The sequence below is a fragment of the uncultured Sphingomonas sp. genome (genome assembly GCF_964021865.1).
Lineage (GTDB): Bacteria > Pseudomonadota > Alphaproteobacteria > Sphingomonadales > Sphingomonadaceae > Sphingomonas.
Genome location: NZ_CAXIAM010000078.1, coordinates 1 through 11888, shown reverse-complemented (window position 1 = coordinate 11888; position 11888 = coordinate 1). Strand labels below are relative to the sequence as shown.

Genomic DNA, 11888 nt, shown 5'->3' with positions numbered 1-11888 from the left:
ATCTCGGCGCCAAGCGCACGCTCGTGCTGGTCGACGGCCTGCGCTACGTCAACGGCGCCAGCGCCAGCGGCATCCCCGGCACGGTCGATCTGAACTCGATCCCCGACGTGATGATCCAGCGGATCGAGGTGCTGCAATCGGGTGCCTCGGCGCTCTACGGCTCCGATGCGATCGGCGGCGTGGTCAACATCATCACCAAGTCCGGCCAGAAAGGCTTTCGCGCGCAGGCGCAATACGGCCAGTATCTGGGCGAGAACGACGGCGGCACGCAGAACTATCAGTTGAGCTGGGGCGGCGGCAGCGACCGCATCCACCTCGACGTCGGCGGCTTCTATACCAAGCAGGACCCGGTCAGCGCCGCCGACCGCGACATCTCGCAATTTCCCAACCCCGGGCAGACGAGCTGCACCGATACGATCGGCGGCTGCTCCAGCTTCACGCCGTCGGGACGGTTCGTGGTCAACGGCCAGAACATCACGCTGCGCGCGCCGGTGACAGGCCGGCGTCCGGTCTATGATCCGACGCTGGCGACCGGCGATTTCAAGGCGTTCACCGCGGCGGACCGGTTCAACTTCGCACCGTACAATTACTTCCTGACGCCGAACGAGCGCTACGGCGGGTTCGCCAATGCGCGTGCCGAGTTCAGCGACTGGTTCAACGTCCGCGTGAAGGCGGTCTGGAACCATCGCCAGTCGCAGAACCGCGCCGCCTTCCTCCCGCTCGGGCTGGGGCCGGATATCGGCAACGGCAATCTGCTCGACACGATCACGATCGACGCGACGAACCCGTACAATCCGTTCGGCGTGTCGCTGGTGCCCGGGCAGAATTACAACGCGATCTATCGCCGCCTCGTCGAGGCAGGGCAGCGCACCTATAGCCAGACGGTCGACACCTTCTCCGTCACCGGCACGATCGACGGCAAGTTCCAGCTGTTCGGCAAGAACTGGTATTATGACGCCAATGCGATCGCGGCGACCAACGACGCGCATCAGCTGTTCACCGGCAACGTCAACGGCGCGAACCTGGCGCAGGCGCTGGGGCCGGTCAGCCAGTGCACCGGAGCCTGCGTGCCGTTCAACATCTTCGGCGGCGAGGGATCGATCACGCCCGAGATGCTCGCCTTCGTCGGCTTCGACGAGCGGTCGCGCAGTCAGCAGCGGCTGAACGACTTCACCTTCAACCTTTCGGGCGAGCTGTTCGACCTGCCCGGCGGCCCGGTCGGGATCGCCGCGGGTTACGAGCATCGTTATCAGCAGGGCAGCTTCACCCCCGATCCGATCATCCAGGCCGGTCTGGGCGCGGACATTCCCGCGCAGGCGGCGCGCGGCTCGTTCAACGTCGACGAAGTCTATGGCGAGTTGCGGGTGCCGCTGATCCGCGACGTGCCGTTCCTCCGGCTGGTCGAACTCAACGGCGCGGTGCGCCACTCCAATTTCTCGACCTATGGCGGCAACACGACCTATTCTGGGGGTGCGTTGTGGAAGCCGGTCAACGACCTGCTGCTGCGCGGCCAATATGCGGAAAGCTACCGCGCGGCATCGATCGGTGAATTGTTCGGTGCGCAGTCGCGCTTCGACCAGCCGCTGGCCGACCCGTGCAGCAACATCGCCGGATCGCCATACCAGACGTCCGCGACGGTACGCACCAATTGCACCGCCAACGGCGTCCCGGCCAGCGGCAGCTATGCCGAGCCGACCGGCCAGTTGCCGATCCTGACCGGCGGCAATGCGGCACTCGCGCCCGAAACCGCGACGACGTGGCTGTTCGGCGGCGTCTACAGCCCCGCATGGGCGCGCACCGGCTTTGCCAGCGCGCTGAGCCTCGAGGTCAATTATTATGACATCAAGGTCGACGGCGCGATCTCGTCGATCCCGGCCGGCACGTTGCTCAACCGCTGCGCGCAGACCGGCGACGCGCTGTCGTGCGCGTCCGTGATCCGCGCGCCGAGCGGCGTCATCACCGCGATCAACGGCGTGCTGCTCAACACCGGCGGCATCCGCACGCGCGGGATCGACGCCACGCTGACGCTGCGCACGCGCCAGACCGGCGCGGGCACGTTCGGCCTGTCGGTCAGCGGCAATTACCTGCTGAAGTACGAGGAGACCGTGCCCGCCACCAACGGCACGACCACCACCTCCTACCTCGGCACCGAGCGCGGCAGCCCCGACCAGGCGTATCCGCACTTCAAGGGGCAGGCGACGCTCGACTGGGATATCGGCCCGGTCGCGGCGGCGTTCACCGGACGCTACATCGACAATGTCATCGAGAGCCAAGGCGGCAATCGCCTCGACCAGCGCTTCTACGGCGACGTGCAGCTGACGTTCCGGCCGAGCTGGGTCGGCGACCGCGTGGCGTTGACGCTGGGCATCAACAACGTCTTCGACACCGATCCGCCGGCCTGTTTCTCGTGCAGCCTGAACAACTACGATCCGACCACCTACGACGTGCCCGGCCGCTTCGGCTATGCACGGCTCAGCTACGGGTTCTGACGGACCCAGGACCGGACGGGTGCGCCCGTCCGGTCCACCGGTTAGCGCAATCGCAAGGCTTGCCGGACTATCCCGTTGCAACAGGTAGTTGCGGGAACGGGTGTGGCGCTCAACAAGAAACTCATCGCGGTGTTCGCGGCGGCGCTCCTGCTCGCCGCCGCGGGCATCGCGCTCGGCATCTGGATGCAGCGCGACGGGGTGGCAACCACGCTCGAACGCGATGCGCGCCGCGTCGAGGCGGATGCGCCGGCCGCGCCCGCCGATCAGGCCCGACAGGCGCCGCCGCTCTACTACACCTTCGATCCGGACATCGTCCTCAACATCAAGGACACCGATGCGGTGATCGACGCGGGCGTTTCGCTGTCGACGCATGATGCCGCGACCAGAGACGCGTTGAAGAACGACGATCCGGCGTTGCGCTCGGCGATCCTGATGGCGCTCGCCGACATGCCGCAGGACACCGCGATGAGCGACGCCGGAAAGGCGCAGATGCTCGCGCGGATCGTCGCCACCGTGAACCGGCAGCTTCAAAGCGACGGCTATCGCGGCACCGTCGACGGCGCTTACTTCACCAGCTTTGTCGTCGGCGGGGGCGACACGCAGTAACGGCGTCCCGCGTCACGACAGCGCGGCGATCCATCGCTCCAGCGCCGCGGTATCGCGCATGTCGCCGCGATACGCATGGCGCGGCGTCGCGGGCACGTTCGACCCGCGCTTGCGCCCGCGATAGACTTTCATCGGCACCACCGCGTCCGCAAAGCCGCTCGGCAACGGGATCGAGCGCACGTCCATGTAGAGCGAGTCCGCGCTCGTCTCCTGCCCGACGTGCACCGCGCCGAGCGCCGTCCAGAGATCGACCGCATCAAGGCATGCCGATGCGCAGCCCCAATCGGTGAGCACGTACACTCTCGCGGTGGGTGCCGTATCCGGCGAGACAGCAATGGACGCGCGGGCGGGCGGTGCCGTGTCCGGCTCACGCCACAGCGGTTGTTTCTTGGCCAGCGCGCCGGCCAGCCCGGCCGCCGTTCGTTCAACCCATTCCTTTGCTTCGGGCGATACGTCGGCCGACGTGCGCCACTCAGACCGATACTTCTCGATCGCCGCAACGTTGCCGGGCGACGCCCGCCAGTCGACGGCCGCCGAATGCGGCTCCTTCGCGTCGGCCGCCGCCTGCCCCCACAGCACGGCGGCGATCTGTTGCGACCAGTCCGACGACCCGCCGCCGTTGCCGCGCAGATCGAGCACGATGCGCGGGGCCGCGGTGACGGCGGCGCGATCACGCTTCATCGCGGCGATCATCGGCGCCAATGCTTTCGCCGCCTTACCCGCCGGATCGCCGTCGAAGCTGGGCATCGTGTACCAGCGCGTTCCGTCGGCCAGCGTGCGGGACGCGAAATCAGGCCGGGCGCGCGGCGCGGTGGCCGCGAACCGCTCCTGAAACGCGGCATCGGACAGCGGACGCCACGCCAGGGCGACGTCCCGCATTTTCCCCTCGACCGAGAAACGACAGCGCATTGGCCGGGTGACGAACGGATTGCCGGCGTCGATGAACAACCGCCCGCCGTTCGTCGCACGCTGGCTGACCAGCTGCCACCGGCCGCGAAACGCGCCGACGTTGCGCGCCGCGAGCGTGTCCGCCGCCACGCCATCGCAGCTTTCCAGCTGCGCGCCGAGCGGCAGGTCGACGTCATCCGCACGCGTCCGCACCACCTGCCGCCCCGCTTCGTCAAAGCCGGTCAGGAACCCCGGCCATGCGAGCGGCAGTTGTTGCGCATCGTGGACATCGAGCGCGAGATGCCCGTCGTTGAAGCTGGCGACATAGCCGCGCATCACGCCGATATAGCCGCCATAGCTCCGCACCTGTCCGGCACGCCGCCGCGCCACCGCGAAGCTGGCCTCGTTTCGCTTCGTAAAGCCCGGATCAAGGCGGTTGAGCGGCCCGGGATGGTTCGCGACGACCTGATCGTGGAACGCGCGTACGTCCTGGCGCGTCAACGCCGCCCAGTCCGGTGGCGGTGCATCGGCGGCCGACAGCGCCATCCCACTCGCGAGCAGCGCCACAGCACGTCTTTTCATTTTCATCCCCTGCCCCCGGTTCGATCATGAGCGGATTGCACGCGCGCCTCAACCAGATACGACAGCCACCCACTAATTTAACGATATAAGGATATCTTTATATCGTGGTTGACAGACGGGAGCGGATGGTGTTCAAACCGGCGCGTCGAGGTTCCTCATCCCAGGCATGGCGGTGAGGCTAAGACGGGAAGCCGGTGCTGCCTTTCGGGGCAAAGTCCGGCGCTGCCCCCGCAACTGTAAGCGGCGAGCGGCGGTTCCTTTTCGTGTCACTGGGCTCCGCACCGAGCCCGGGAAGGCCGGAACCACCGCGTCGACCCGTGAGCCAGGAGACCTGCCTCCGACGCGATAACGTTCCTCGGACGGGGGCTCCTCCGGCGGATCGCGCTTGACGCATGGTCCGCGGGCGCTTGCCGGCCGGTCCTGTTCACGCCTTGCGCGCTCTTCCCTGGCCCCTGCCCGCAACATGCAGGTGAGTCATGACGAATAGCGGCTTCACGTTCACGGTCGGCAGTATTCCGTTCGACGAGGAGTATCGCCCCGCGGACAACACGCGCATCACGACCAATTTCGCCAATCTGGCGCGCGGCGAGCGCCGGCGCGAGAATCTGCGCAACACGCTGGCGATGATCGACCACCGTTTCAACTCGCTGATGCACTGGGACAATCCCGCGGGGGACCGCTATTCGGTCGAACTGACGATCATCTCCGCCGCGTTGCGGATCGATGCCGACGCGGGGGCGGAGTCGTTTCCGCTGATCGAGATCCTGCACACCGCAGTGATCGACAAGCAGCGCGGCGAGCGCAGCGACGGGATCGTCGGCAACAATTTCTCGTCATACATCCGCGACTATGACTTCAGCGTCGTGCTGCCCGATCATCTTGCGCGCGCGGAAACCCGCGGCGCGCCCGAGCATTTCGGCGAGCTGCACGGCAATCTGTTCAAGCATTTCCTCAGGTCGGACGCCTATCGCGCGCATTTCGCCAAGCCGCCGGTCATTTGCCTGAGCGTCTCCAGCAAGGAAGTCTATCTCCGTAGCGCGAACGTCCACCCGATCCTGGGCGTCGAATACAGGAACGACGGCATTTCCGCGACCGACCGCTACTTCGCAAAGATGGGCATGAAGGCGCGGTACTTCATGCCGCCGCACAGCGTCGCGCCGCTGGCCTTCTATCACATCGGCGATCTGGTCGGCCACTATACCAACCTGGAACTCGCCAGCACGATCAGCACGATGGAGACGTTCCAGAAGATCTATCGGCCGGAGATCTACAACGCCAATTCGGTCGCCGCCGAACGTTACCAGCCGAGCCTGGCCTATCAGGACTATTCGCTGACCCGCATCGTCTACGACCGCGAGGAACGCAGCCGGCTGGCGATCGAACAGGGGCGGTTCGCCGAAGAGCATCTCATCAAGCCGCATGGCGCGACGCTTGCGCGCTGGTCCGCGACCTGCGGGCTTTGATCAGCACGAACGACACGAAGGTATTGCATCATGACGACATTGTTGCCGACGACCACCGCGGGCAGCCTGCCCAAGCCCGGCTGGCTAGCCACCCCCGAAACCCTGTGGTCGCCGTGGAAGCTGGACGGTGACGAGCTGGTCGCGGGGAAGCAGGATGCGCTGCGGCTGGCGGTGGACGATCAGCGGCAGGCAGGCATCCACATCGTCGGCGACGGCGAGCAGACCCGACAGCATTTCGTGACGACCTTCATCGAGCATCTGGATGGCGTCGATTTCGAGAAGCGCGAGGTCGTGCGGATCCGCGACCGCTACGACGCCAGCGTGCCGACCGTCACAGGCGCGGTGTCGCGGCCGACCGCGGTGTTCGTCGATGATGCGCGTTTCCTGCGCGCCCAGACCGACCGGCCGATCAAATGGATGCTGCCGGGGCCGATGACGATGATCGACACCCTGTACGACGCGCACTACCGCAGCCGCGAGAAGCTGGCATGGGAGTTCGCCTGCCTGCTCAACGAGGAAGCCCGCGAACTCGAGGCCGCCGGCGTCGACATCATCCAGTTCGACGAGCCCGCCTTCAACGTGTTCTTCGACGAGGCCAACGACTGGGGCATCGCCACGCTGGAGCGCGCCGCGCAAGGACTGACGGCTGAAACCGCGGTCCACATCTGCTATGGCTATGGCATCAAGGCCAATACCGACTGGAAGAAGACGCTGGGCGCCGAATGGCGGCAATATGAGCAGACCTTCCCCAACCTGCAGAAATCGTCGATCGATATCATCTCGCTGGAATGCCAGAATTCGCGCGTGCCGATGGACCTGATCGAACTCGTCCGCGGCAAGAAGGTGATGGTCGGCGCGATCGACGTCGCCACCGACGTCGTCGAGACGCCGGATGAGGTCGCCGCGACGCTGCGCAACGCGCTCCGCTTCGTCGATGCCGACAAGCTCTACCCGGCCACCAATTGCGGGATGGCCCCGCTCGCCCGCACCGTTGCGCACGGCAAGCTGAACGCGCTCACCGCCGGGGCGGCGATCGTCCGGGAGGAGTTGCTAGCCTGATGCCGCCGCGCTGCCCCACACAGGGCGGCGATCGTTTCCGGCGTCCGATGGTCAGCGACGGGCGATCAACACGAACAGCAAGTCGGCCGCGCAGCATAGCGTCGTTGCGGTCAGAAAGGACCGCCATCCGCCCGCTGGCGCGGGAAAGCCGTTGCGCAGCATCCTCGGGAGGCTACGCATCGGCTTGTTGCGCCCGTGCGGCGGCATCGATCCTGCGTGCGTCGCTCGCGACGGCCTCGCCGACGATCAGCACGGCGGGGTCGTTCGTGCTGATCGCGTCGACCAGAAACGCCAGTGCCGACAATCGCCCGCGGACAAGCCGCTCGCTCGGCAAAGATGCGTCGACCACGATCAGGACCGGCGTGTCGGGCGATCGCCCCGCCTCGACCAATTGCCGTGCGATCGTCGCCGCCGCCGCGCGTCCCATGTAGATGGCCAGTGTCGCATCGGGGGCCGCAAGCGTCGCCCAGTCCACGTCGAGCGGCACGCCCTGCTTGGCGTGCGCGGTGGCGAACACCACCCGGCGGGCGAGGCCGCGCAGGCTCAGGCTGACCCCGGCGCTCGCCACCGCGGCGCTGGCGGCGGTGATGCCGGGACAGATCCGCACCGGCACGCCCGCCGCGGTACAGGCCGCCACTTCCTCCGCGCTTCTGGCGAAAATCGCGGGATCGCCGCCCTTCAATCTCACCACCCGCTGGCCCTCGAGGGCGGCCGCGACGATCAGCGTATCGATTGTCGCCTGATCCCTGGAATGACGGCCCGATCGTTTGCCGACGCTGATCCGCGTGGTGCCTGGCGCGATCAGGTCGAGGACGCCGGGGCCGACGAGCGCATCGTAGAAGACGATGTCCGCCTGCGCGATCAGCCGCGCGGCCTTGCGCGTCAGCAAGTCGGGATCGCCCGGCCCGGCGCCGACCAGCCAGACGCTGGCGGGCGGAAAGTCGTCATGCGGCATCGGTCTTCTCCTCGGCGATCAGCCGCGCGAGCGCGGGGCGGCACGAGCCGCAATTGGTGCCGGCACCGATCGCCGCACCCACCGCGGCGACGTCGGTCAGGCGCTGCTCGCGGATCGCGGCGACGATCGTACGCATTCCCAGATCGAAGCAGGCGCAGACGATCGCACCGCGCTCGACCGCCACACCCGGCGGACGCCCGGCAAGCAAGGTCGGCGCGGCGCACGGTTCGCTCAGTTGCGCGATCAGCCAGTCGCGCGCGGGCAGTTCGCCGCTCTCGGCCACGAACAGAGCCGCGACCAGCCGTCCGCCCGCCAGCACCGCCACGCGCCGCGTCCCGCGCGCCGGATCGACCGCCTCGACGCGCTCGCCCGCCGGCAACAGCGTGTCGAGCGCCGTCGGCGCGCCGTCGCCGGCCAGTTCCCACAGCGTTCCCGCCGGCACCGCGACGCGCGTCGCCCACAGGCAGTCCGGCCGCTGCCGGACCCCGCCCGCGAACAGCGCGAAGCCGCGCCAGCGCGTCGCCACCGCCGTGATCGCCGCCGGGGTCGCCTTGAACCCCGGCTGCCCCGAATGCGGATCGGCGAGCGGGCGCGGCAGCAAGCCGGTGCGCCCGCCGCTCGACGTGCGATCGGTCCAGTGGATCGGCACGAACAGCTCGCCCGCGCGCTGCGTCGTCACGACGCTGGCGCGATAGACGCTCTCGCCCTGCGGCGTCGCGACGCGCGCCAGCCCGCCATCGACGATGCCGCACCGCGCCGCATCGTCGGGATGCACCTCCACCAGCGGCTCGGCACGATGCCGCGCCAGCCGCGGCGCGAGCCCGGTGCGCGTCATCGTATGCCAGTGATCGCGATAACGCCCGGTGTTGAGCGTCAGCGGCCAATTCGGCAGCGCCGCCGCCAGCGGCTTCTGCGCCACCGCGACCAGCCGCGCGCGTCCATCGGGAGTCGAGAACCGCCCGTCCGCGAACGGCGTCCCGCCCCAGCGGAACGGCGCGAGATCGTCATAACCGGCATTGCCGCCACCGGTCGTCGGCAGCGTGAACACGCGCGCGCCGTCGTCGCCATAACGCGACAGCCGCACATGCTCGCGCCAGATGTCGGCGGGACGATCGTAAGCGAAGGCCGACTTCCACCCCATCCGCCGCGCGACCTGCGCGACGATCCACCAGTCGGGCCTGGCGTCGCCGGGCAGCGGGAACAGCGCGCACTGGCGGCTGACCCTCCGCTCCGAATTGGTGACGGTGCCGTCCTTCTCGCCCCAGGCCGCGGCGGGCAGCCGGACATGCGCGAACGCCCCGGTATCGGTATCCGCGATCACGTCGGAGACGACCACGAACGGGCACGCCGCCAGCGCCTCGCGCACCCGCCCCGCGTCGGGCATCGACACCGCCGGGTTGGTCGCCATCACCCACAGCGCCGTGACGCGCCCCTCGCCGACCGCGCGGAACAGGTCGACCGCCTTCAGCCCCGGCTTCTGCGCGATCGTCGGCGACGCCCAGAACCGCTGCACCATGTCGCGATTCTCGGGCGCGAAGTCGCGGTGCGCCGCCAGCGTCGTCGCCAGGCCGCCGACCTCGCGCCCGCCCATCGCATTGGGCTGCCCGGTGATCGAGAAGGGCGCCGCGCCCGGCTTGCCGACGCGTCCGGTGGCGAGGTGCAGATTGATGATCGCATTGACCTGATCGGTCCCGGCAAGCGACTGGTTGATCCCCTGGCTGAAGATCGTGACGGTGCGCGGCGTGGCGGCGAGCAATTCATAGAAGCGCCGCAGGTCGGCAGCCGGGACGTCGCAGGTGCGCGCGACCGACCACAGGTCGTTGCCCTCGTCCAGCGCGTCCCAGAAGCCGGCCGGCGCCGCGACGTGATCGGCGAGATAGCGTTCATCGACCGCCCCCGTGGCGCGGCACCACGCCAGCGCGCCGTTCATCAACGCCACGTCGCTGCCCGGCCGGATCGCGAGATGCAGGTCGGCCTCCTCGGCGGTCTCGGTGCGGCGCGGATCGATCACCACCAATGTCGCGCCGCCCGCGCAGCGCGCGCGGATGCGTTGATAGACGATCGGATGGCACCAGGCGGTGTTCGATCCGACCAGCACGATCAGGTCGGCGGCGTCGATGTCGTCATAGCTGGCGGGCACCACGTCCTCGCCGAACGCGCGCATATGCCCGGCCACCGCGCTCGACATGCACAGCCGCGAATTGGTGTCGATATTCGCGCTGCCGATGAAGCCTTTCATCAGCTTGTTCGCGACGTAATAATCCTCCGTCAGCAATTGCCCGGAGACGTAGAAGGCGACGCTGTCCGGCCCGTGCTGCGCGATCGTGTCGCGAAAGCGTCGCGCGACCAGATCCAGCGCCTTGTCCCATGTCGCACGCCGCTGCCCGATCATCGGGTGGAGCAGCCGCCCCTCCAGCCCGACCGTCTCGCCGAGATGCGTGCCCTTGGAACAGAGCCGGCCGCGGTTGGCGGGATGATCGGGATCACCCTGGATGTCGACGCTGCGGCCGCCGTTCGGGGTGGCGAGGATACCGCAGCCGACCCCGCAATAGGCGCAGGTGGTACGAATCGCGGTCATAGCCCCTCCCCTTCAGGGGAGGGGTTGGGGTGGGGCAAGGTCGCAGGTGCGAGTTTCGGTGAAACACGGCCCCACCCCCAACCCCTCCCCTGAAGGGGAGGGGCTTGCCCGGCACCCATCCCCCTCACGCCGCCGCCTTCAGCGTGCTGGCGCGACAGATCAGCACCCGGCCGCCGGTGACCTTCACCGGCACCACCGGGGTACAGCCGCGATCCTCGCCCAGCGCCTCGCCGGTCGACAGGCTGATCCGCCAATTGTGCAGCGGGCACGCCACCGCGCCGCCATGTACGATCCCCTGCGACAGCCGCCCGTGCTTGTGCGGGCAGCGGTCCAGCAGCGCGAAGACCTGGTTCTCACCGGTGCGGAACACCGCGATGTCGTCGCCGCCCTCCACCTGCACGGTGCGGCTGCCGCAGAGCGGAATCTCCTCGACCCAGCCGATATCGAGCCATTCGCCCGCCAAGGTACCAAGGGTCATGCCATCTCCTCCTGCGGCTGGAAGCGCGCCATCGGCGCATGATGCTCGCGCTCGGCGCCCGCGACGCGCTGCGCCCAGGGATCGTCCTGCGAGAAGCGTTGCGAGTAGAAGAAGCGCGCCGCCAGCTCGGCACGCGCCGCTTCGTCGGGCAGCAACCGCGACTGGACGTAGGCGAGCCCGACGCGCTCGATCCATGGCGCGGTGCGTTCCAGATAGCGCGCCTCCTCGCGATAGAGCTGGATAAAGGCGGCGCACATCTCGATCGCCTCCGCCTCGGTCGCGACCTTGCCCAGCAGGTCGGTGGCGCGGACCTTAATCCCGCCATTCCCGCCGACGTGCAATTCATAGCCGCTGTCGACGCAGACGATCCCGAAATCCTTGATCGTCGCCTCGGCGCAGTTGCGCGGACAGCCGCTGACCGCGATCTTGAACTTGTGCGGCATCCACGACCCCCAGGTCGCGCGTTCGATCTTGACGCCCAGCCCGGTCGAATCCTGCGTGCCGAACCGGCACCATTCGCTGCCGACGCACGTCTTCACCGTCCGTAGCGACTTGCCATAGGCATGGCCGCTGACCATGCCGGCGGCGTTGAGGTCCGCCCAGACCGCGGGCAGATCCTCTTTCCTGATCCCGAAGATATCGAGCCGCTGCCCGCCGGTCACCTTGACCATCGGCGCGTTGAACTTTTCGACCACGTCGGCGATCGCGCGCAGCTCCTTCGGGCTGGTCAGCCCGCCCCACATCCGCGGCACCACCGAATAGGTGCCGTCCTTCTGGATGTTGGCGTGCA

Annotated in this window: 8 protein-coding genes, 1 pseudogene and 1 riboswitch; of the genes and pseudogenes, 4 read left to right on the top strand and 5 right to left on the bottom strand. The window is 68.1% G+C overall.

From position 1 onward, the window contains the following. Together AADI75_RS15105 and AADI75_RS15100 are read left to right on the top strand one after the other, a co-directional pair. Positions 1-2489: TonB-dependent receptor (locus AADI75_RS15105; RefSeq protein WP_341209828.1), on the top strand; the 2489-nt coding region annotated here is incomplete at its 5' end. Between the two features lie 75 nt (positions 2490-2564). After that, positions 2565-3095: a flagellar basal body-associated FliL family protein gene (locus tag AADI75_RS15100; protein WP_341209827.1), complete on the top strand. Its 531-nt coding sequence runs from the start codon at positions 2565-2567 to the stop codon at positions 3093-3095. Positions 3096-3107: 12 nt separating this feature from the next. Here AADI75_RS15100 and AADI75_RS15095 read toward each other — a convergent pair whose 3' ends face one another. Next, positions 3108-4565 (bottom strand): hypothetical protein, encoded by a 1458-nt coding sequence (locus AADI75_RS15095; RefSeq protein WP_341209826.1) that lies wholly within the window; start codon positions 4563-4565, stop codon positions 3108-3110. 131 nt (positions 4566-4696) lie between these two features. Next, positions 4697-4919: riboswitch (cobalamin riboswitch) on the top strand. 122 nt (positions 4920-5041) lie between these two features. Here AADI75_RS15095 and AADI75_RS15090 point away from each other — a divergent pair. Further along, entirely contained in the window at positions 5042-6028 is a 987-nt protein-coding gene (locus tag AADI75_RS15090; protein ID WP_341209825.1) for a DUF1852 domain-containing protein, read from the top strand. Positions 6029-6058: 30 nt separating this feature from the next. Then, positions 6059-7087, top strand: a complete 1029-nt coding sequence (locus AADI75_RS15085) for a methionine synthase (protein ID WP_341209824.1) — start codon at positions 6059-6061, stop codon at positions 7085-7087. A 172-nt stretch (positions 7088-7259) separates the two neighbouring features. Here AADI75_RS15085 and cobA read toward each other — a convergent pair whose 3' ends face one another. From cobA to AADI75_RS15065, 4 genes and pseudogenes are all read right to left on the bottom strand, one after another. Further along, the gene (gene cobA / locus AADI75_RS15080) at positions 7260-8042 is read right to left on the bottom strand and encodes a uroporphyrinogen-III C-methyltransferase (protein WP_341209823.1); all 783 of its coding nucleotides are present in this window, start codon (positions 8040-8042) and stop codon (positions 7260-7262) included. After that, positions 8032-10620, bottom strand: a complete 2589-nt coding sequence (locus AADI75_RS15075) for a molybdopterin-dependent oxidoreductase (protein WP_341209822.1) — start codon at positions 10618-10620, stop codon at positions 8032-8034. The genes cobA and AADI75_RS15075 overlap by 11 nt, the downstream gene beginning before the upstream one ends. 124 nt (positions 10621-10744) lie before the next feature. Beyond that, complete coding sequence (nirD, locus tag AADI75_RS15070; RefSeq protein ID WP_341209821.1) at positions 10745-11098, bottom strand: nitrite reductase small subunit NirD; 354 nt, start codon at positions 11096-11098, stop codon at positions 10745-10747. Next, positions 11095-11888: pseudogene (locus tag AADI75_RS15065) on the bottom strand (nitrite reductase large subunit); the annotation flags it as partial. The gene nirD and the pseudogene AADI75_RS15065, both read right to left, overlap by 4 nt.

Coding starts and splice junctions, on each gene's coding strand:
- AADI75_RS15085 (WP_341209824.1), top strand. CDS start 6,059: ATGACGACATTGTTGCCGACGACCACCGCGGGCAGCCTGCCCAAGCCC.
- AADI75_RS15095 (WP_341209826.1), bottom strand. CDS start 4,565: ATGAAAAGACGTGCTGTGGCGCTGCTCGCGAGTGGGATGGCGCTGTCG.
- AADI75_RS15090 (WP_341209825.1), top strand. CDS start 5,042: ATGACGAATAGCGGCTTCACGTTCACGGTCGGCAGTATTCCGTTCGAC.
- cobA (WP_341209823.1), bottom strand. CDS start 8,042: ATGCCGCATGACGACTTTCCGCCCGCCAGCGTCTGGCTGGTCGGCGCC.
- nirD (WP_341209821.1), bottom strand. CDS start 11,098: ATGACCCTTGGTACCTTGGCGGGCGAATGGCTCGATATCGGCTGGGTC.
- AADI75_RS15075 (WP_341209822.1), bottom strand. CDS start 10,620: ATGACCGCGATTCGTACCACCTGCGCCTATTGCGGGGTCGGCTGCGGT.